Origin of the sequence: Citrobacter sp. H12-3-2 (genome assembly GCF_009649895.1) — a bacterium.
Lineage (GTDB): Bacteria > Pseudomonadota > Gammaproteobacteria > Enterobacterales > Enterobacteriaceae > Citrobacter > Citrobacter portucalensis.
In genome coordinates, this window is record NZ_CP045837.1 from 4,234,351 (window position 1) to 4,256,504 (window position 22,154).

Genomic DNA, 22,154 nt, shown 5'->3' on the forward strand with positions numbered 1-22,154 from the left:
GCCCACCTGAAAATGGGAGGCGCTCCACATTTTTTGCGCGATCCCCCCGTCTGGCTCTATCCTTAAGCCTATGAATAAAATTGCTGAACTCAAACGCGCCAAGCGACTGGCGCTCTCATTGCTGCTGATTGCCGCTGCCACCTTCGTCATCACGCTGTTTCTGCCGCCTAACTTTTGGGTACTGGGGATCAAAGCGATCGCCGAAGCGGCGATGGTGGGCGCGCTGGCGGACTGGTTTGCGGTGGTGGCGCTTTTTCGCCGGGTGCCGATCCCGTTTATCTCGCAGCACACGGCGATTATCCCGCGCAATAAGGATCGGATCGGCGAAAATCTCGGGCAATTTGTCCAGGAAAAATTTCTCGATACCCAGTCGCTGGTCGCGCTGATCCGCCGCCATGAACCGGCGCTGTTGATCGGCAACTGGTTCAGCCAGCCGGAAAACGCCCAGCGTATTGGCCAGCATCTGCTGCAGATCATGAGTGGTTTTCTCGAACTGACCGACGACTCGCGCATTCAACGGCTGATCAAGCGGGCGGTGCACAAGGCCATCGACAAGGTCGATCTCTCCGGTACCAGCGCGCTAATGCTGGAAAGCATGACCAAAAACAATCGCCATCAGGTGCTGCTCGACACGCTGATCGCCCAACTGATCGCCCTGCTCCAGCGCGACAGCTCGCGAGCGTTTATCGCCAGACAGGTCGTGCACTGGCTGGAAACCGAACATCCGCTGAAAGCGAAGATCCTGCCAACCGAATGGCTGGGCGAGCACAGCGCCGAGCTGGTGTCTGATGCCGTTAACTCCTTGCTGGATGACATCAGCCACGATCGCGCACATCAGATCCGCCATGCCTTCGATCGCGCCACGTTTAAGCTCATCGATAAGCTCAAACACGATCCGGAGATGGCCGTGCGGGCCGAAAGCCTGAAAAGCTATCTGAAGGAAGATGAAGCCTTCAACCGTTATCTTGGCGAGCTGTGGGCAGATCTGCGTCAGTGGGTGAAAACCGACATTAACGCCGATGATTCCCGCGTGAAGCAGCGCATCGCCAGCGCCGGGCAGTGGTTCGGCGAAACGCTGGTAGCCGACAGCGCCCTGCGCGCCTCACTGAATGGGCATCTGGAGCAGGCCGCACATAAAGTAGCGCCAGAGTTCGCCACCTTCCTGACGCGCCACATTAGCGACACGGTGAAAAGCTGGGATGCACGCGATATGTCGCAGCAAATCGAGCTGAACATCGGTAAAGATTTGCAGTTTATCCGCGTCAACGGCACGTTGGTTGGCGGTTCTATTGGGCTGGTGTTATATCTGTTGTCGCAAATTCCTTCCCTGCTGACGCTGGCGAATTTTTAAGGAGAAAAATTCAATGACGATGAACATCCGCATTTTTTCCCTGCGCGAAACACCGGAAAAACTGCACGAGGTCACCGCTTACTTTCAGCAACAATGGGCCTCAGAAGACTCCATGAGAGTTTACGAGGATGCACTGCATCGTTGTATTGGCGCAAAGAACCCGCTACCGCAGTGGTACTGGATGCAGGACGGCGACAGCATTGTTGGCTGCGCCGGATTGATCACCAATGATTTTATCAGTCGCGGCGAACTGTGGCCGTGGCTATGCGCGCTCTATATCGATCCTCGCTATCGTGGTCACGGTCTGGCGTTTCGCCTGATTGAACATATTGCGCAGCAGGCCAGACAGTTAGGCTTTATGCGGCTTCATTTGTGTACTGACCTGGAAGGCTTATACGAGAAAGCGGGATTTTACTTTGACGGGCCGGGCTATCATCCGTGGGGGGAAGTCTCACGGGTCTACAGCCGTAATCTTTGACAGCATTAGGCCTTGCGCTATTTTACTTTTCATTATCATTTACGCATGTAATATAACAATTATCAACTAACAGCGCGAAATGAGAGTCCGTATGTCCCAGGGAAGCCCAGATTCAAATCGTCATGCCATCAGCGTCGCGCTTTTTGGCATGCTGGTCTTAACACTGGGTATGGGAATTGGGCGCTTTCTGTATACGCCAATGCTGCCGGTGCTGCTGTCGGAAGGTCAATTTACATTTGACCAACTCTCCTGGATTGCCAGCGCCAACTACGCCGGGTATCTGGCGGGAAGCCTGCTCTTCTCCTTCGGGCTCTTCCATCTTCCCTCTCGCTTACGCCCGATGTTGCTAACGTCCGCGCTCGCTACCGCAGGGCTGATTCTGGCGATGGCAAGCTTAACGCAGCCCGCGCTGGTGATGCTGATCCGCTTTCTGGCGGGCGTCGCCAGTGCCGGTATGATGATCTTTGGCTCAATGATCGTTCTGCATCATACCCGGCATCCCTTCGTGATCGCGGCGTTGTTCTCCGGCGTTGGTGCAGGTATTTTGCTGGGCAATGAATATGTCATTAGCGGTCTGCATTTTGCGCTTTCATCGCACACGCTCTGGCTGGGCGCAGCGGCAGCCTCGGCTCTGTTCTTTGTGCTACTGGTTATACTCCTGCCATCTCGCGATCACGTGCTCCCCGCTGCGGCCCCGGTAAAAACAGAGCATCAGCCTATGTCCTGGTGGCTGCTGGCTCTACTGTACGGGCTGGCCGGATTTGGCTACATCATTGTCGCCACCTACCTGCCGCTAATGGCGAAAAGTGCCGGTTCGCCGCTGTTGACTGCCCATCTCTGGTCGCTGGTCGGCATATCGATAATTCCGGGGTGTTTCGCCTGGCTGTGGGCCGCCCGACGCTGGGGAGTATTGCAATGCCTGACGGCGAATTTGCTGATTCAAAGCGCCTGCGTGGTCATGACGCTCGCCAGCGGCTCCTTGCCGCTGCTGGTGATAAGCAGCATGGGGTTTGGCGCAACGTTTATGGGAACCACCTCACTGGTGATGCCGCTTGCCCGTCAACTAAGCGTACCGCGCAATATTAATTTGCTGGGCCTGGTCACTCTGACTTACGGCATTGGGCAAATACTTGGTCCGCTATTAACCAGCCTGCTGGGAAGCGGCGCACAGGCGATCGTTAACGCCACGGTGTGCGGCGCGGTCGCGTTGTTAATTGCGGCACTTATCAGCCTCACGCAATTATACAAACAGCGTTTCGTCTCGCCCAAAAGGGTATAACCGGCTAACGTCTAAAGAAGATATATTCGGATTAGTCCGCAATTAAATGTCAGCATTTAATAAACCGCAAATAATCGGCAATTATCCGTCAGACAATTTATAATTCCCGGCTGTTCATTTATAAACTCAATTTAAAATGCGTAAAAATGGACATATTAATTCAACATCAACACCATCTTCGGGAAAGGCACATGTCGTGGTTTAAAAAAATACTACTGGGGTTAATTATTTTGGCGGGTTTAATTGGCACGCTAAAGGATTATAAAGACTTTGGCCTGTTTGGCGCACTGGGATTGTTTATTATCTTCCTGTTATCAACAACATTCTTATGGCAATGGGCCTCTGGCAAGTTACCAGAGATAACAAAGTTACATGCCATACTTATTTTACTGGCCAGCGCGGTAGCCTCTATTTTTGTTATCAATATGGCAATTGCCGGAAATTTGCATGTGGATTTAATGGAAGTCATGCGCGTTACCATTACCCATAATCCGCTTTTTTATCTGATCCTCTGCGTGGTCGCATGGGTAAAAGTGGGCATCTGGCAATGGCTGTTTAGCGGTGTACAGATGAAAGAGAGTCAGCCGGTTTAAACTCCAACAGATGTAAAAAAGGCGTCTTAACCAAGACGCCTTTTTCGTACTAGTATAACTACTTAGAACTGATAGGTCAGACCCGCAACAACCTGATTGTCGCCGTCTTTGCCATCGAGCAGGTTAATTTTGTAACCCACATCAGCAACCATGTTTTTGTTGAAGTAGTAGTCTGTGCCCAGCGCAACGTATTCGGTCAGATCAGTGTTGTTGTTGTCACGTGCATGAACGTATGCCACGTTCGGACGCAGACCAAAATCAAACACATAGGCCGCCATCGCTTCAAAGTGCTGCGCTTTGTCCGCATCCTGAATCAGGTTGTGGGATTCGCCGTACATGGTCGCAACGTAGATAGCGTTTGCATCATATTTCAGGCCAGCACCCCAGAATTCTGCGTTTTCGCCATCCCAACCATTTTGTTTCTGCTGAGCAGTCACAGAACTGTTGGTGTAGGCTGCAATGGCAGATACGCCGGAATCAGCGATATTGTCGTAGCCCAGGGAGAAGCCGTAGCCATTGCCGTGCTGTTTCGTCGGATCCTTATCTGAATCATCCTGACCCTGATATTGCGCGCCCAGGCTCAAGCCATCAACGGCACCAAACAGATTTTTGGTGCGGAGTGTTGCAACGCCAGAAGTGCGTGTAGTAAGGAAGCGGTCAGTATTTTCATAGGAGTCACCGCCGAACTCTGAGAGAGTGTCAGTGTAAGCTCCCACGTCGTAAGCGATACCGTAGTTACGACCGTAGTCAAAGCTAACGTCATGGCCATAATCCAGACCAGCAAACGCCAGACGTGTATTAACACCATTCTGAGAACCTTCTGCTTTAGCGGCATCAAACTGACTTTCAAACTGACCATAGCCAGTCAGTTGATCGTTGATTTGAGTCTCACCGCGAAAACCCAGACGTGCGTAGGTGCCGTCAGCATCGGTGCCGTCAGTCCAGGAGTGGACCGCTTTGACTTTGCCGTACAGATCCAGTTTGTTGCCATCTTTATTATAAATTTCCGCTGCATGAACGGAGGTTACCCCTAATGCCATTACAGCTAATGCCACTACTGACTTTTTCATGTTATTACTCACTTTTAATTGTGAATTTTGCTATCAACTTTGTTATGAAGGCGGAATGCCCACATAAAAAAGTCCCCTCCAGATAAGGGGAAACACCAATAACACACCGAAAAAATATACCAATAAAGGCAATAATGAAGTGGCAAGACCTATTTCAATTTTGGGTTTTAAAGAAAACCCGAACAGAGAGTAATTACTTAGATTCTTCGCTTGTGCTCTCATTAATAGAGCGATGTAACATTAACGCCTCAGCGATAATATCTTGTTTACTTTTACGGGTTTCAAATGCCAGCGTCCGAACATATTCCCATAGAGAAGTATCGACACGGGCACTTAATAGAACCATATCTTTTGATCGGGTTCCCCTGGCTTTTCGGATATCAGGGTAATCTCGAGAGGGCATCGTCATCATCTCCTGAACGCAATAAGACGCTTATGGCGATGAAATATGCAGTCAGTGTAAAAACATGTCAACGGTAAAAAACATTCACAATCGTAATAAAACTGTTAATAAACAGCGGAAAAATGGAACGATATTTCAAGTGAAAGATAACTTGTTTATAGAATAATGTGTAATTTTAACTTTACATATATTCGTTTTTATTCATTTGATTAAAAAAGCATGAATCATTCACATGGATAATGATATACAGTCAAAACATCATTACAGCCAATAGGTTACATGTAGTTATTAATGTCTACTTTTACGCAAACCACGTGTTTTTATGCGCTGCTATGCCAGGCGGCCCTGCCCTAACCGCAGCGGAAATCACTTTGATTCTCACTTAATACAGACCAGTTTTGTCTAAAAATACGCACGAAAAGGTAAAAATAAGGTAAATAGCGCATTTTTTCGCAAGCAAAAATAAGTTGTTTTTAATTGATGAAAATCAATTTACATTACACAGGGCGGCGAAAAAAATGATCACTGAAGACTATGGAAACCATTTTTTACATAAGGTTTAAGACGTAAAAAGAAAGGTTGCTATGCAATGCCGAGCGGGCCGGAACAGCCCGCATGAGAGGTGGTAAAATCAGGCGTTAACTTTATCCAGCGGCCAGGAGTCAAACAGATAGCCATCGAAGTCGATGTCATCAACATTTGAAAACTCCAGCAGGCGCTGTTTGACGTTTTCCAGATGCTGCCACATCGCCAGCTTGGCCGCGCGGGCATCCTTTTTGATTAACGCTGCCAGGATCTGTTTGTGGTCACCCATCCACTCTTTACGATAGTGGGTATCATCGAGATGGCTATGAAGCTGGATCCACATCGGGTTGTTCTCGCGCCACTGCCATGACTGGCGGAACAGCTCCACCAGCATGCTGTTATGCGTGGCCTCGGCGATAGCGAGATGGAACTGCATGTCACCGCTTTCAGAACCGTTCGGTTCGCTGGAGGCCAGCTCCCGCTCTTCCAGTTGCAACGCCTGGCGCATTTTGACGATATCTTCGCGGGTGGCCTGCAGCGCGGCAAATTCGGCGATGTTGCTTTCCAGCAGCTGTCGCGCCTGGAGCAGCTCAAACGGGCCTGCATCATTGCAATGATTCACATCCGAACTGTCGATGGTCTGAGCTTCTACATTGTCGAGCACGTAGATCCCGGCGCCACGACGCACGTCCACCAGACCTTTAATTTCCAGCATGATTAACGCTTCGCGCACCACCGTGCGAGTGACATTGAGTCTCTCGGCGATTTCACGCTCCGGCGGCAAGCGCTCACCAGGCAGGTACGGCGTCTGGACAATCAGATCGCGGATCATTGCACCCACTTCCTGATAGGGTCTTTGCTGAGAAGTGTTTGATTTCATCGTGTTATGTCCGTCAGATGCGTCAATTCAGAATCCGGAGGCTGGATGACTGCGCACACCTTATCCGGCCTACCAATAACGTTTTTTCGCCTGAACTATAGCATTTGCGGGAAGCCAAAAACAGAAAACGGGTCAACCAAATTAGTATTTTGATTGACCCGTCATACCTGGGAGGTTATGCGTCAGCGCTTAACGCTGCAACGCACTCGCGTGCGCCGTGTTCACACAGCTGTTGATACGCCGCGGTAACCGTCGCAACAAAGTCGGCGTTTTCCGCCAGATCATGACCAAAAATGCCGCTCAACCCCAGCAGAGCCGTCACGCGTTCGGCTCCCTGGAACTGTTGGTTAATGCGCTGGAATTCGGCCTGCATTGGGTCGACAACATCAATGACCTGCCCCTGTTCATCCACACCGTGGGTGTAGCGCATCCAGCCCGCGATGCCCAGTGCCAGATGACGCCAGCCGCTGCCGTTTTGCAGATGCAGACGCACCGGATCCAGCAGGCGCTGCGGCAGTTTCTGGCTGCCGTCCATCGCAATCTGCCAGGTACGGTGGCGCAGAGATGGGTTGCTGAAACGCTCGATCAGCAGCGTCGCGTAGGCGTTGAGATCGGTACCTTCCGGCATCGACAGCGTCGGCGCTTGCTCCTGCATCATCAGCGCAAACGCCGCTTTGCGGTACGCTGGATTGGTCATGGTGTCAGCGATGGTTTCATAACCGCCAAGATAGCCCAGATAAGCGAGGAAAGAGTGGCTGCCGTTGAGCATGCGCAGTTTCATCATTTCAAACGGTACTACGTCGGCAACAAACTGTGCGCCGACTTTGTCCCAGTCAGGGCGACCGTTAACAAAGTTGTCTTCAATCACCCACTGGCGGAACGGTTCGCAGGCGATAGCGCACGGATCGTAAACGCCCAACTGGTCGGCAATCTCCTGCAACGTTTCTGGCGTTGCCGCCGGAACAATGCGGTCTACCATGGTGCACGGGAAAGTGGCGTTTGCTTCAATCCACTGCGCCAGCTGCGGGTCACGCGCCTGCGCCAGGCCCAGCACCGCGACTTTCGCCACATGCCCATTTTCACGCACGTTATCGCAGGACATCACGGTAAAGGCCGCCAGCCCCTGCTCACGACGCAGATGCAGCGCCTGTACGATGTAACCAATCGCCGATTTCGGCGCGGCTGGATTTGCCAGATCGTGTTTAATCAGCGGGTTATTGAGATCTAACTGGCCGCTGGCAGCATCGGTGCAGTAGCCTTTTTCCGTGACCGTCAGCGAGACAATTGCCGTCTGCGGGCGTGCCATGGCCTGTAAAATACCATCACAGCCGTCAAGCTCCGGGTGCAGGGCTTCTTTCATTGAGCCAATCACTTTCAGCACGGTGTTGTCCGCGCCTTTTTCCGCCACGGTATACAGCAATTGCTGCTTGCGCAGGTTTTCAATCAGTATGCAGTCATTACCCGGCATCAGGTTAACTTCACAGATACCCCAGTCGCTGTCGGTGGTTTCCAGAAGATGGTGGGTGTACAGCGCCTGATGCGCGCGGTGAAAAGCGCCGCATCCCAGGTGAACAATGCGGGATTGCAGACGAGAGCTGTCCCATGCGGGGCGCGCAACCGGCAGGTTGCTATTGGCAATTGTCGTTGTCATCGTGAACTCCAGATCCCGTCGGAAAGACCAACGGTGAGAAAAGAAAAAAGCCGGCCAGACAGGCGACCGGCAACACTGCTTTAGCGGCTAAAGAAAGCGCGCTGGATAGCCATCTCAACGCCACGCACTTCCGCCAGGCCTTTCAGGCGACCAATCGCGGAGTAACCTGGGTTGGTTTTCTTTTTCAGGTCGTCAAGCATCTGGTGACCGTGGTCCGGGCGCATAGGGATCAGATCTTCTTTGCCCTCGGCTTTACGGCGCTGTTCTTCCTCAACGATCGCTTTCACCACTTCGTACATGTCAACGTCGCCATTTAGATGCGCCGCTTCATGGAAGGTTTTCGGGTTATCTTCACGCAGCGTGGAGCGCAAATGGGTGAAGTAAATGCGCGGGCCAAACTGTTTGATCATGTCGACCAGGTCGTTATCCGCACGAACGCCGTAGGAGCCGGTACACATGGTGAAACCGTTCGCCATGCTGTTGACCGTATCGACCATCCACTGCATGTCTTCCACGGTGGAAACAATGCGTGGCAGGCCAAGGATTGGGCGCGGCGGATCGTCAGGATGTACCGCCATACGCACACCGACCTCTTCTGCTACCGGAATAATCGCCTTCAGGAAGACGGCAAAATTCTCACGCAGCGCAGCTTTATCGATATCCTTATAGCGTTCAAGATGCTGGCGGAACTGGTCGAGCGTGTAGCCCTCTTCCGCGCCCGGCAAACCGGCGATGATATTGCGGGTCAGACGTGCTTTGTCTTCTTCGCTCATGGTGGTGAAGCGTTCATTCGCCTGCGCAATCTCTTCGGCGGTGTAGTCCGCTTCCGCGCCAGGGCGTTTGAGGATATGCAGCTCAAAGGCGGCAAATTCAATTTGATCGAAACGCAGCGCTTTGGAGCCGTCCGGCAGGACGTATTCCAGGTCGGTACGGGTCCAGTCGAGAACCGGCATAAAGTTGTAGCACACGGTACGAATGCCGCACTCGGCCAGGTTACGCAGGCTTTGCTGGTAGTTGGCAATCCACTGCTGATAGTTGCCGGAACGGGTTTTAATGTCTTCGTGGATCGGTACGCTTTCGACGACCGACCATACCAGGCCCGCCTGCTCAATAATGGCTTTGCGTTTCAGGATCTCATCAACCGTCCACACTTCCCCGTTCGGGATATGGTGCAAGGCAGTGACAACGCCCGTTGCACCCGCCTGACGCACATCCGCTAAGGTGACCGGATCGTTAGGACCATACCAGCGCCATGTCTGTTCCATGTTTTATTCCTCGTTTACGTTATGGACTCGACGATATGGCACATAAATTCCTCCTTTTGGTATTACATGTCAACCTGAAGCGATGAATTGGTTTACCAAATCACGATATCTGCTGACCATACCGCTAATTAACGGCCATACAACCCAGTATTAATGTAAACATGTAACGCAATGTGACATCCATCGCATCATAGGTTGACCAATATATGTAACATCTCAACCAAAATCATAATAGTTCAACCAAAGTAAGGTAGACGTTATATGCACGTTCTCAATATTCTGTGGGTTGTATTCGGCATCGGCCTGATGCTGGTGCTCAATTTAAGATTCAAAATAAACTCGATGGTCGCCCTGCTGCTGGCGGCACTCTCGGTCGGTATGCTGGCGGGAATGGATTTAATGGAACTGCTGCATACCATGAAATCCGGCTTTGGCAGCACGCTGGGTGAGCTGGCGATTATCGTGGTATTCGGGGCCGTCATCGGTAAGCTGATGGTTGATTCCGGGGCGGCGCATCAGATTGCCCATACGCTGCTGGCGCGACTCGGTCTACGTTACGTGCAGCTGTCGGTGATCATTATTGGTCTGATCTTCGGCCTGGCGATGTTCTATGAAGTGGCGTTTATTATGCTGGCACCACTGGTGATCGTCATTGCCGCGGAAGCGAAGATCCCGTTCCTTAAGCTGGCGATTCCTGCGGTTGCCGCCGCCACCACCGCCCACTCACTGTTCCCACCGCAGCCGGGTCCGGTCGCGCTGGTTAACGCCTACGGCGCTGACATGGGCATGGTTTACATCTACGGTATCCTGGTGACCATTCCGAGCGTGATCTGCGCCGGACTTATCCTGCCGAAATTCCTCGGCAACCTCGATCGTCCAACGCCGTCATTCATGAAGGCCGACGTACCGGTTGACCAGAACAACCTGCCGTCCTTCGGCGTGTCTATCCTGGTACCGCTGATCCCGGCGATCATCATGATCTCCACCACCATCGCCAACATCTGGCTGGTGAAAGGGACGCAGGCGTGGGAAGTGGTCAACTTCTTAGGCTCCTCGCCGATTGCGATGTTTATCGCCATGGTTGTCGCCTTCGTACTGTTTGGTACCGCGCGCGGTCACGACATGCAGTGGGTAATGAACGCCTTTGAAAACGCGGTGAAAAGCATCGCCATGGTGATCCTGATCATCGGCGCGGGCGGCGTACTGAAGCAAACCATTATCGATACCGGCATCGGCGATACCATCGGCATGCTGATGTCGCACGGCAATATTTCTCCCTACATCATGGCATGGTTGATAACCGTGCTGATTCGTCTGGCAACGGGTCAGGGCGTGGTCTCAGCCATGACGGCGGCGGGGATTATTAGCGCAGCGATCCTCGACCCGGCAACCGGTCAACTGGTGGGCGTCGACCCGGCATTGCTGGTGCTGGCAACAGCGGCCGGCTCCAACACCCTGACCCATATCAACGATGCTTCGTTCTGGCTGTTCAAAGGCTACTTTGACCTGTCGGTGAAGGATACGCTGAAAACCTGGGGTCTGCTGGAGCTGGTAAACTCCGTGGTTGGCCTGATTATCGTGTTGATCATCAGCATGATTGCATAACGTCGATACCGCTCTGGCCTATAGTGCCAGAGCGGTTTTCCATCCTGCCTCAACAATCCTCAATAATCAGATACACCGCTTTCACCGGGCCATGCACCCCAACCACCTTGATAAGCTCAATATCCGCCGTCGAGCTGGGTCCACTGATGATATTAATGCATGATGGCATACGCTCACCGGCCTGTGCTTTCTGATGCAGCTTTTCTGCCAGTTGCGCCACGCGCGGCAGGATGGTGCTTTTACGCAGCACGAAAATCGAGGACTCCGGCAACAGGCTCAGGGAGCGCCCGCGCTCTGGTGCGGAAAACAGTACCACGCCGCCGGACTCGGTCAGGCCATACTCGGCATACACCACGCCCACTTTCGCCTGCTCGGCCTGAGTAATATTTTCGCTACCACGCGCTGGGTCCCAGACCACAGCGTGGCATTCCTGCTGTAAGCGTTCGGTGATACCCAGATCCACCAGCCGACTGTCGCCGCTCAGCACCACAGGCTGCTGACCCAATTCTTTACACAGGCGCAGCGCCGCGTCTGCGGCCTGGTCCTCGCTGGTCAGTTCGCAGCGGGCCAGCATCACTTCGCTGGCAAACAGGATAAACGCAGAGCAGCGCTGCTCGGGGCTAAGCTCGGTCAGGCGCTCGTTGGCATAGTTGTTAACCGGCGCGGCATCTGCTTGCGGCTCGAAGCGCAGCGGGCGACCCAGCGCCTGGGCGATGGTGTTTAAAAACGCGGTACGGTTACCCATTCTTTTTCTCCTGCGCCTGATGTTTCTTAAACCAGCTACGGAAGCTCTCGCCGTCAGCATCAGGCAGATCGCGCGCCTCCATCCAGTCACCAATCGCGCCAACCTTGAGCGGGGTTTTGCCGTCATTGATAAACCAGCTCGCCGCATGCGCGCCCGCCATCATCCCGACTTTCCACAGCCCCGGATGGCTATTGGCATAGGCGAACATTTTGATCGCCCGTCGCTCGGCTTTCGGCGTAATGCCCTCCTCGGCCATCACCCGGCGATGACGCAGGATCAGTTTTGAAAGCGGAATACGCACCGGGCAGACGCTGTCACAGGCCGTGCATAAAGAACAAGCGTACGGCAGGTCTTTAAAATCTTTATAGCCACCGAGCAGCGGAGAAATCACCGCGCCGATAGGTCCAGGATAGATAGAGCCATAGCCGTGTCCGCCGATGTGGCGGTACGCCGGACAGGTGTTCATACAGGCTCCGCAGCGGATGCAGCGCAGCACATCGCGAAACTCTGAGCCCAGCACCTGCGAGCGACCGTTATCGACAATCACCAGATGGAACTCTTCCGGTCCGTCAACGTTATCCGCCTCACGCGGGCCGGTCAGCCAGGTGTTGTAGCCCGTCAGACGTGCGCCCACGGCGCTGCGCGCCAGCATGGTGATCAGCACATCCACCTCGGCAAAGGTCGGCGCGATACGCTCCATGCCCATCACCGCAATGTGCGTTTTCGGCAGCGTGGTGCACATGCGCGCGTTGCCTTCGTTAGTCACCAGACACACCGAGCCGGTTTCCGCCACGGCAAAGTTACAGCCAGTAATACCGATTTCGGCACTGAGGAAATCCTCGCGGATCTTCTGACGAATGAACAAAGTCATAGCTTCCGGGGTTTCCGGGCCGTCGTACCCCAGACGTTCGTTCAGCACGCGGCGGATCTGGTAGCGATCTTTATGAATCGCCGGGACCACGACGTGCGAAGGCGGATCCTGATCCAACTGCAGGATATATTCCCCGAGATCGGTTTCGATCACCTGGATTCCGGCATCCTGCAGCACATGGTTGACGCCGATTTCTTCGGTCACCATCGACTTGGACTTCACCACCTTCTTCGCATTTTTACTCTGCGCGACCTGCAAAATGTAGCGAGTGGCGTCTTCTTTGGTTTTGGCGAAATAGACGTGTCCGCCGTTTTCCGTCACTTTCTCGGAGAGTTGGTACAGGTAAGCGTCGAGGTTGCTCAGAACGTGATCGCGGATCTGGCTGGCACGATCGCGCCAGTCTTCCCAGTGGCCTAACTCATCGACCATTTTTTGCCGATTCGCGCCAATACGCTCCTGCGCATTAGCCACGGCTTTGCGCATGATCGGATCTTCTATCTGCTGACGAATACGCAGTTTAAATTCTACATCGCTGGTTTTTATCGACATCTCTTTCCCCTCAGCGGCTCATCAGCACTTCAGCAATATGCATCACTTTGACCGGCTGGCCTTCCCGTTGCAGTCGGCCGCCAATGTTCAGCAGGCAGCTAACGTCTGCGCCAATCAAAAATTCCGGTTTTGCATCCATCAGATGTAAGACTTTCTCTTTCACCATCTCACCGGATATCTCGGCCATCTTGACCGAGAACGTCCCGCCAAAGCCGCAGCAGGTATCCTGATCGGCAAACGTCAACAGCTCCAGTCCGCGCACATTTTTCAGCAGCGTAAGCGGCTCTTCCTTCACTCCCAGTTTGCGGGTCAAGCTACAGGAAGGATGATACACAGCGCGCCCCTGCAGGCTGGCACCAACGTCCACCACGCCCAGTTTGTTGACGATAAAGGAGGTGAGATCCTGCATACGCGCGGAAACTTTCTCAGCACGCAGCGCCCATTCCGGTTCATCGGCCAGATACGTCGGGTAGCTTTTTACCGCGTAGGTGCAGGAGCCCGCCGGGGAGATAATCGGATCGTCGTTGTCTTCCAGCGCGGCGATCAGGTTTTTCATCCCGGGGATCGCCTCCTTGATGTATCCGCTGTTGATGGCTGGCTGACCGCAACACCCTTGCTTCTCGGGGAAATTCACGCGACAACCCAGTTTTTCCAGCAGCAATACGGAGTCTCGTGCCATCCGTGATTTCAGTGCGTCACCAATGCAGGTAACAAAGAAATTTACATTCACAATAACTACTCCATTGCTTCATTTCTGTTTATTGCGCTTGATATCGCGATATCAAGCAAAGATTCAGCTGTATTTCACGCCCAGTTTTTGTATTTGCTTGTTTTACTAATGTCTGGGTTCATTATGATGCACGGATCGTTTTCCTTTGATAGCGACTCTCCTCTTCTTATATCAGGACAATCGCAAATGTCTGTATTTTCATTTGTATGACAAAATCAAATAATCCCCTAATCAACATGCATATGCAATACCCATGTTTATTTATTTCGGACTTGCTCACATTTTTATATTGAAAACAACAGTGTTATTAACACCTTATAAAATAGTTTCGAATGATTACTACCTTCGTCACTACCATTATTAAAAATGTTATTAAATAACCACTTATGGGTATTTACCTTGCTCTTAAGTATATTTATCTGGCATTGAATTTTAATTAAAAGATTACAATAGTTACAAAACCATAAATCATAATTACTTTATTCACTGAAGCGATTCAGTTTACATATTTTATTTACACAGCAATGTAGCCTTCCCGCCATAAATATAAATCAGGTTTAATGAACCAATCAGGAATAGCAATGAACGAATATTTTATGTTTGCCCTGGCACTCTCTCCTTTACTACTTATGGTATTTTTAATACTGAAATTAAAAATGCCCATCCATTATTCCGTACTGATTTCTTTGGTATTCACCGCTGCATTATCGGCAATATTCTGGGAAATGCCCGTACAAAATCTGAAAGCCGCGATAGGCTATGGCGCACTGAAGGGGTTATGGCCGATTGTGATTGTGATCCTCGGCGCTATCTTCAGTTATAACGTCATGCAGGCGACCAAAGCGCTGGATATTTTGCGCGATATTCTCGCCAGCATTAGCGAAGATAAGCGTATTCAGGTGTTGCTGATTTCATGGTGCTTTGGTGGATTTCTTGAAGCCGCAGCGGGTTATGGTACGGCGGTCGCTATTCCGATCGGCATTCTTATTGCGCTGGGATTCAACCCGCTGAAAGCAGCGATTGCTTCTCTCGTGGCGAATACCGTTCCCACCGCATTCGGCGCGGTCGGGATCCCGGTTTCTATTCTGGCTGAACAGGTGAATCTGCCGGTTTATACCTTAGGCGGAACCATTATTTTGCAGCTCGCGCTGTTTAATATCCTGCTGCCGTTTGTGATTGTCTGCATTATTGGCGGCGGCCTGAAAGCCATTCGTGGCGTATTTCTGATCACGTTGATTTGCGGCATCACCACGCTGGTTCCGCAATATTTTGTCGCCATCCATCTTGGCGCGGAATTACCCGCTTTTGCCGGTAGCCTGGTCAGCCTGTTTGCCGTGGCGATGGTCAGTCGCCTGCGCAAAGGGAAAACCGATCCAGAGTGGCGCATTGAGGTCAGCCATACCCGCGAAACCACGCCGCGCTCGGCAAAAGTGCTGTTCCGGGTTGGCTCTATCTATCTGTTTATTTTTGTGTTTATCCTGCTGTGTTCGCCGCTGTTCCCGACAATAAAAGGCGCGGCGTCCCAACTGGCTTCGGTGCTGCATTTCACGTTGGCTGACGGTAAAACGATGGCACTGAAAGTTGAATGGGTGACCACACCAGGGATGCTGATCATCTTTGCGACCATTATCGGCGGTTTTATTCAGGGGGCGTCCGCACGCGGGATGCTGGAAGTATTTATCAAAACCATTTTCCAGCTTAAAAACTCTATCGTCGCAATTATGGCGATCGTCGCGCTGGCCACGGTGATGGACCTCAGCGGGATTATCTCCACGCTGGCGCAGTCGATTGTCGATCTGACCGGCAGTTCGTACGTCTTCCTCGCCCCGGTGATTGGCGCGCTGGGCACGTTCGTTACCGGCAGCGATACTAACTCGAACATTCTGTTCGGCAAGCTGCAAACCATTGCTGCCAGCAAGTTGCATATCGATCCTAACTGGCTGGCGGCGGCCAATACCTCTGGCGCTACGGGGGGGAAAATGATTTCGCCGCAAAGCATCGCCATCGCGGTTTCTGCCACCAAAATGGACGGTCAGGCCAACCAGATTATGTCTGGCACCATGAAATACTGCTGCGCCTACATTGTGATCCTCGGCCTGAAAGTCGGTCTCTTTTATTACTGGTTTATGGCGTAAGCCATTGTCAACCCCGTCAAATTCGCGGCAATCGTATTTGACGACACAGTGACCAAAAAGGTTTACACCGTCCCAGGAACGGAACAAGGCGACAGGCTTTACGATTTGTCGGCGCTGACTAAAATAGCGCCGATGTTTCAAATCGAGGATTGTTGTTATGTTGTTCTGGAAAAAGATGGTGAAGAAGTTCGACGCCTTTTCCGCGTTGATTCCACCACGCTACTTCCGCGTGTAATACCAGGCACTTATGCCTGATGGCGCTTCGCTTATCAGGCCTACATTTCACACTCATTTGTAGGCCTGCGTTTCACGCTCATTTGTAGGCCGGATAAGGCGCGAGCCGCATCCGGCAGCAACAGCAGCGTAAAATACTCACCCCTTCCTCTTACGCAGACCGCATGCTCTTAACACCGCCACCCACAGACGAAGCCACGCGAAACGGTAGACCAGAGGATGCTGAAGCCGCAGCAATGTCAGAAACATAGAGCCCCCTCGTGGCGCTACAGTACCGCTGCCCGATAGCGAATTTGCGGATCCATTATCTGGTGACGCGCATCTATCAGTCGCAGTTCATACGAATCATGCTCTTTCGTCAGTCGCATCACCGCATCGACGACACTGGTGGTCCGCTCCAGCGCCTGCTTGTCCTCATAACCATTGAGCAGTGAGGCCAGCATCACGCTGCAAATCAGATCCCCAACGCCCACCGGCATTTTGGCAAAGGTATACAGCGGCCGGGCAATGTGTAACGTCTGTTCCGGCGTCACCAGCAGCATTTCAAACGCCTGTTTGTCCCGCGAACAGTCGCCGAGATGCTTCACCAGCACCTTCTTCACACCCCACGACACCAGCTGCTGCGCAGCTTCCACCACCTCGTCAAAACCACGCAGTTGTCTGCCCGTCAGCACGCCCAGCTCATAGAGATTCGGTCCCATGATGTCGGCCAGTTGAATGGCATCATCGACAAAAAAGGACTCTACGCCCTGCGCGACAATGCAGCCTTTTTGCGGGTCGCCCATCACCGGATCGCAAAAATAGAGCGCCTGCGGATTACGCTGACGAATGGTGGTGACCGCGTGCATCACCTCTTCACAATGACGTTTATCTCCAAGATACCCGGACAGCACAGCGTCGCATTGCGCCAGCTTTTGCAGGTCATCCAGCCCGCTGATGATGGCGCTCAGCTCGCCGTGCGGCATCGCCATGCCCTGCCACATCCCGTACTGGGTGTGGTTGGAAAACTGTACGGTGTAAAACGGCCAGACATCGATCCCCGAAAGCTGCATCGGCAGCACAGCGGCTTTATTTCCGGCATAGCCATAAACGACTGACGACTGAACAGACAACACGTTTTTCATTTTGACTCCGTCTAACGAAACGTTGGCAACAGACCAAATACGTCCAGAACAACCGTCAGATAGACAACCGCTCCACAGACAATCACCAGGTTAAGCACGGTGTTATTACAGGGCGCGGTATAGCTGGCGGTCGGAAAACGTTTCCGCGCGGCTTTCACCAGGAACGGCGGCAGGATCACGCTCCAGATGGTAAAGGCCAGACCGGCGTAGCCAATCGCGTGCACAAAACCGTTCGGGAAGAAGAAGCATACTGCGGCTGGCGGGAAGTAGGTCACCAGCGCGGTTTTCAGGCGGCCCATGCCGTCATCCGGGAAGTGAAACAGGTCGGCGATGTAATCGAACAAGCCAAGCGTCGCCGCCAGCAGTGAACTGGCTACTGCGAAGTTGCCGAAGAAGGTCAGGATCAGATCCATATACCGGCTGGTGAACAGCTCGCTGATGGCTTCAACAAACACGTCGATATTGCCGCCTTTGGCGATAATTGGCGGGAACGCGGAACGGCTGATGTTACCCATCGTGACGCCCAGCCAGAAGATGTACAGCAGCAGGGCAAACAGCGTACCGATGATAATCGAACGCGTGATATTCGAGACCCCACTCTTGCCATACAGCTTGACCAGGCTCGGCACGTTACCGTGAAAACCAAACGAGATAATACAGAACGGCAGCGTCATCAGAATGTAAGGCAGGTACTGTGAGTTGGGCAGCGCCACCGCCACGCTGTCGACAAGTTTCGCCACTTCAATATGACCAACCAGCCCGGAGAAAGTAGCAAAGAACGCGATAAACTTACCGATAATCAACACGGTAGTGATGCGTCCGACCAGCAAGGAGCTGTACCAGGCAATCGCGCCGACCAGCATACTGACGATCACCACCGAGATATTCGCCGGAAAACGCACGCCGCTGTATTTGAACACGGTTTGCGCCATCACCGCTGACGATCCGGAAATATAGGCATAGGTCAGAATATACAGCACAAAGCCGAAAGCGATACCGACAACGATATTCCATTTACGGCCTAATAAATCCTGAGTAAAGGTATTAAAACTGGCACCGGCGCCATAATGCAGGTTGACTTCAACCAGCATCAGACCGGTTAATAACATCATGATGGCGATAAACAGAAGAATAACAGACGCACCGGGGAACCATACGCCGGCCATCGCAATCGGCAGGGAGAACATCCCGCCACCCACTACGGTCGCGATAACCAACATGGTTCCGCTAATCAGTCCGGGGGTACTACTCTGTCGCTCAATGGCATTAATATCCATGATAAATGTTCCTGTAGACTATTCGTTATAATTACAGCTGTCATTTGTACATCATGCGGATAATAAAAATGTCGGAGTCAGGGTTTACTTTTTTTAGTTATGTCACGGTAACGGGCACCGCAAAGGCTTCCTGTTCATGGAAAAGGAATACAAAAAAGCCCCATCACGTGATGGGGCCATAACTATTTTTTAGATGTAATCAAAGCGTGCAGTAAAGAAACGCAACTGCTTCGGCTCGTAAATAAACTTCAGCCCGCGAATATCTTCTTTGTGCTGGTAAAGTTTAATAATACCGTCAGCCACGACATCCATATGTGCATAGGTATAAACACGGCGTGGAATAGTCAGACGCACGGTTTCCAGTTTCGGTCTGTGGTGTTCACCGGTCACGTTATTACGGCCCGCAGAGATAATTCCACGTTCCATACTACGTACGCCGGTTTCCACATAGATGCTGGCGGCCAGACTTTGTGCCGGGAACTCGTCCTGCGTCAGATGCTCGCAGAAGCGACGCGCATCGAGGAATACCGCGTGACCACCTACCGGTTCAACAATCGGTACGCCAGCGGCTTTCAGCTTATCGCCCAGGTAGCGAACCTGCTTCACGCGGTGCTCGATGTACTCGTACTGCATGGCTTCGCGCAGGCCAATCGCCATGGCTTCCATGTCGCGTCCGGCCAGGCCGCCGTAAGATGGCATACCTTCGTAAACCACGACTAACTCTTTGGCAGAAGAGAACATTTCGTCATCGTTCATGCACAGGAAGCCACCGATGTTCACCAGACAGTCTTTTTTACCACTCATGGTACAACCGTCGGCGTAGCTGAACATCTCATGCACGATCTCGGCGATGCTCTTGTTCTCAAAGCCCTGCTCTTGCTCTTTGATAAAGTAGGCGTTTTCCACGCAGCGGGTAGCGTCGTAGAACACTTTAATGCCGTGTGCTGCCGTCAGTTCACGCACCGCACGCATGTTCGCCATCGAGACCGGCTGTCCGCCCGCGAGGTTAACCGTCACCGCCAGGCAGATATACGCAATATTCTCTGCGCCTTTTTCATCAATCAGTTTTTGTAATTTTTTAAGATCGATATCACCTTTAAACGCAATATTCAGACCGGCATCGTGCGCTTCGTCACGAACGATATCGACAAACACCGCACCATTTTTTTCCTGGTGATAACGGGTAGTAGTGAAATACATATTACCAGCAACATATTGCCCTGGTTTAATAGCCAGTTGTGATAATAAGTTTTCTGCGCCGCGGCCCTGGTGAGTCGGAACAATATGTTTAAAGCCGAACAGTTCCTGCACGGTTCTTTCCAGATGATAGAAGTTTTCGCTGCCCGCGTAAGCTTCATCACCCATCATCATTCCGGCCCACTGCTTGTCGCTCATTGCGTTGGTGCCACTGTCGGTCAGCAGGTCAATATAAATATCTTTCGAATTTAACAGGAAAGTATTGTAACCCGCTTCCTGCATTTTCTTAAGGCGCTCATCACGCGGGATCATAGATACAGTTTCAACGCTTTTAATACGGAAGGGTTCTGCCGGATAATTCATTTTGTTTCTCCAGTAACAGTGGTCATGTACGTATTAATGTGAAGTAAAGCATACCTGGTTCATCAATAAAGTCTGATGAAATATAACTATTCGCCTCCTGAGCCAGGGGGAGAAATAATGTGGAGGCACTATGCAAGATTTGATTGATTATGGAAATAGCCCAGTCAACATTAATCACTGGCAATAATTTAAAAAGCTGTAAATGTGAGTGATGCAAATCACACGTCATTTTTTTACCCGTTCATATTCAACGAGTTTTTTTTGCGTGTTGATTTGCCCTTCACCGTTGCATGTCACTGGAGAGGGAAAATACTGAAAACTTAACTTTCCAGGCTGTGCTCATAATGTATTGCTCAATGAGTACACCCCAATTTGTGAGAGTCGGATCACTTCACGGGTTTATATTTGTGATTCACATCACTAAAAGTGTAAAGCAAAGTGTACAATTAAGCGTTGTTTCAGAGTTTGCTATTTGCTTCAGTGAGTTAGATCGCATTTTTGGCCTGATGCCGACAGGCGTTGTTTTCTGGAGCATGGGGATATTCAGGCGCGTGAAAGATAATGAATAAATGCGATGAATAATACCGGATTTATTGGGATGAAGGCGTTTTCTATTTATTCCGAAAGCGTGCTATTCGCGCTTATTTCATCTTATTTACATCTGGGCTTACCGAAGATCACTGGGGGAATTTACAGGGGTTTTATTAGCGCGATACGAAGGTGCGCCAACACCTGCGCATCGCTAATCACAGTAACTATTTATATAAACGTATAACAGGAGGGACATCATCCCTCCTGTTCTCGCGATAATTATTTCACTAACGCGGATATTTCCTTGAACAGCGAATGGGTTATTTCTACACCGTCACGAGTTGTACGCGAGCGGGAATGATAGCGACGCTCGCCCGGCAAACGCGCTCCTTGCCGCTGCATATCGGCAAAGAGTCTCTCGGCACGTGCCAGATGCTGCGGAGCCTCCCGTCCCAGAAAGCGGGCCGGGTCCAGGGTCAGAATCAGCTCGCCACCATAGGGCAATCCGCCAGCCCCCTTATCCCACGCCAGCGATTCCGCACTGGTCATATCGCCGATGAGCGGTCCGGCAAGCAGTTCCACCATTGCCGCCAGTGCCGACCCTTTATGCCCGCCAAACGTCAACATCGCACCGTCGAGGATCGCCTGCGCGTCGGTGGTGGCCTGACCGTCACCGTCAATCCCCCACCCTTCCGGCACCGCTTTTCCCGCCCGTTGATGGAGTTGGATCTCTCCCCGTGCCGCCGCACTGGTGGCCATGTCGAAGATAAACGGGGGTTTTTCTTCACGCGGCCAGCCAAATGCTATCGGGTTAGTGCCAAAAAGCGGCTGCGTCCCGCCTGCGGGAGCAACCCACGCATGGCTGGGCGTCGTCGCCAGCGCCACCAGCCCCGCCTCCGTGAGCGGCTCAACGTCGGCAAACAGCGCCGAAAAGTGCACACAGCGGTTAATCGCCAGGGCTGCAATACCGCTGTGGCGCGCCTTTTCTATCAGCAGTGGAAGCGCGCGCTCGAATGCCAGCAGGGAAAATGCCCCACCGGCGTCCACCTTCACAATGGCCGGCGCGGTATCGGTGATAACCGGCTCAGCGTCAGGTGACACCGTTCCTTTACGTCGCGTCTCCACAATCCCCAGCAACCGCCACAAACCATGCGAGGCACAGCCATCACGCTCACCGTGGGTCACGTTTGTCGCGATCGCCACGGCATGCGCTTCACTGAATCCGTTCCCGCGCAGCACCTTATATGCCAGCGCATAAGCCTCTGTTAACGAGAGGTTTACCATCTCCATGACCGACT

Annotated in this window: 17 protein-coding genes; 6 read left to right on the forward strand and 11 right to left on the reverse strand. The window is 52.1% G+C overall.

Annotated features, from left to right (window positions below):
• Nucleotides 1–70 precede the first annotated feature (70 nt).
• From GHC22_RS20145 to GHC22_RS20160, 4 genes are all read left to right on the forward strand, one after another.
• Nucleotides 71–1,351, forward strand: a complete 1,281-nt coding sequence (locus GHC22_RS20145; protein ID WP_003830070.1) for a DUF445 domain-containing protein — start codon at nucleotides 71–73, stop codon at nucleotides 1,349–1,351.
• Between the two features lie 13 nt (nucleotides 1,352–1,364).
• The gene (locus GHC22_RS20150) at nucleotides 1,365–1,829 is read left to right on the forward strand and encodes a GNAT family N-acetyltransferase (RefSeq protein ID WP_020996242.1); all 465 of its coding nucleotides are present in this window, start codon (nucleotides 1,365–1,367) and stop codon (nucleotides 1,827–1,829) included.
• A gap of 91 nt (nucleotides 1,830–1,920) precedes the next feature.
• On the forward strand, nucleotides 1,921–3,108 hold the full coding sequence (locus GHC22_RS20155) for an MFS transporter (protein WP_153753791.1): 1,188 nt from the start codon (nucleotides 1,921–1,923) through the stop codon (nucleotides 3,106–3,108).
• Nucleotides 3,109–3,299: 191 nt separating this feature from the next.
• On the forward strand, nucleotides 3,300–3,701 hold the full coding sequence (locus GHC22_RS20160) for a hypothetical protein (protein WP_032942287.1): 402 nt from the start codon (nucleotides 3,300–3,302) through the stop codon (nucleotides 3,699–3,701).
• Nucleotides 3,702–3,763: 62 nt separating this feature from the next.
• Here GHC22_RS20160 and GHC22_RS20165 read toward each other — a convergent pair whose 3' ends face one another.
• The 4 genes from GHC22_RS20165 to uxuA form a co-directional block, all read right to left on the reverse strand.
• Complete coding sequence (locus GHC22_RS20165; protein WP_111466172.1) at nucleotides 3,764–4,771, reverse strand: porin; 1,008 nt, start codon at nucleotides 4,769–4,771, stop codon at nucleotides 3,764–3,766.
• Nucleotides 4,772–5,805: 1,034 nt separating this feature from the next.
• Nucleotides 5,806–6,579 (reverse strand): Uxu operon transcriptional regulator, encoded by a 774-nt coding sequence (gene uxuR, locus GHC22_RS20175; protein ID WP_048236202.1) that lies wholly within the window; start codon nucleotides 6,577–6,579, stop codon nucleotides 5,806–5,808.
• 175 nt (nucleotides 6,580–6,754) lie between these two features.
• Nucleotides 6,755–8,230, reverse strand: coding sequence for a fructuronate reductase (locus GHC22_RS20180; protein ID WP_048236203.1), 1,476 nt, complete (start codon nucleotides 8,228–8,230; stop codon nucleotides 6,755–6,757).
• Nucleotides 8,231–8,310: 80 nt separating this feature from the next.
• The gene (gene uxuA, locus GHC22_RS20185) at nucleotides 8,311–9,495 is read right to left on the reverse strand and encodes a mannonate dehydratase (protein WP_032942283.1); all 1,185 of its coding nucleotides are present in this window, start codon (nucleotides 9,493–9,495) and stop codon (nucleotides 8,311–8,313) included.
• A 261-nt stretch (nucleotides 9,496–9,756) separates the two neighbouring features.
• Between uxuA and gntP the strand changes: the two genes are divergently transcribed.
• A complete protein-coding gene (gene gntP / locus GHC22_RS20190) occupies nucleotides 9,757–11,100 on the forward strand; it encodes a gluconate permease GntP (protein ID WP_003033260.1) in 1,344 nt (447 codons plus the stop codon).
• A gap of 49 nt (nucleotides 11,101–11,149) precedes the next feature.
• Here the strand turns inward: gntP and GHC22_RS20195 are convergent, their stop codons facing one another.
• Genes GHC22_RS20195 through GHC22_RS20205 form a run of 3 tightly spaced genes read right to left on the reverse strand, consistent with a single transcriptional unit; the run spans nucleotide 11,150 to nucleotide 13,995 of the window.
• Nucleotides 11,150–11,845: a lactate utilization protein C gene (locus tag GHC22_RS20195; RefSeq protein ID WP_153753792.1), complete on the reverse strand. Its 696-nt coding sequence runs from the start codon at nucleotides 11,843–11,845 to the stop codon at nucleotides 11,150–11,152.
• Nucleotides 11,838–13,265: a LutB/LldF family L-lactate oxidation iron-sulfur protein gene (locus tag GHC22_RS20200; protein ID WP_153753793.1), complete on the reverse strand. Its 1,428-nt coding sequence runs from the start codon at nucleotides 13,263–13,265 to the stop codon at nucleotides 11,838–11,840. Before GHC22_RS20200 ends, GHC22_RS20195 begins: the two co-directional genes overlap by 8 nt.
• Before the next feature lie 10 nt (nucleotides 13,266–13,275).
• Nucleotides 13,276–13,995 carry a (Fe-S)-binding protein gene (locus tag GHC22_RS20205; RefSeq protein WP_001102105.1) on the reverse strand — a complete coding sequence of 240 codons (720 nt, stop codon included), beginning with the start codon at nucleotides 13,993–13,995 and terminating at the stop codon, nucleotides 13,276–13,278.
• 581 nt (nucleotides 13,996–14,576) lie between these two features.
• Here GHC22_RS20205 and GHC22_RS20210 point away from each other — a divergent pair.
• Nucleotides 14,577–16,130, forward strand: a complete 1,554-nt coding sequence (locus tag GHC22_RS20210) for an L-lactate permease (protein ID WP_008786084.1) — start codon at nucleotides 14,577–14,579, stop codon at nucleotides 16,128–16,130.
• A gap of 500 nt (nucleotides 16,131–16,630) precedes the next feature.
• On the opposite strand, the gene pdxY is transcribed toward GHC22_RS20210, so the two are convergent.
• From pdxY to GHC22_RS20230, 4 genes are all read right to left on the reverse strand, one after another.
• Nucleotides 16,631–17,488 (reverse strand): pyridoxal kinase PdxY, encoded by an 858-nt coding sequence (gene pdxY, locus GHC22_RS20215; protein WP_071446775.1) that lies wholly within the window; start codon nucleotides 17,486–17,488, stop codon nucleotides 16,631–16,633.
• An 11-nt stretch (nucleotides 17,489–17,499) separates the two neighbouring features.
• Complete coding sequence (locus GHC22_RS20220) at nucleotides 17,500–18,765, reverse strand: aromatic amino acid transporter (protein WP_032942280.1); 1,266 nt, start codon at nucleotides 18,763–18,765, stop codon at nucleotides 17,500–17,502.
• A gap of 189 nt (nucleotides 18,766–18,954) precedes the next feature.
• The gene (locus GHC22_RS20225) at nucleotides 18,955–20,325 is read right to left on the reverse strand and encodes a tyrosine phenol-lyase (RefSeq protein ID WP_016155590.1); all 1,371 of its coding nucleotides are present in this window, start codon (nucleotides 20,323–20,325) and stop codon (nucleotides 18,955–18,957) included.
• An 810-nt stretch (nucleotides 20,326–21,135) separates the two neighbouring features.
• Nucleotides 21,136–22,146, reverse strand: a complete 1,011-nt coding sequence (locus tag GHC22_RS20230) for an Ldh family oxidoreductase (protein WP_153753794.1) — start codon at nucleotides 22,144–22,146, stop codon at nucleotides 21,136–21,138.
• Nucleotides 22,147–22,154 lie beyond the last annotated feature (8 nt).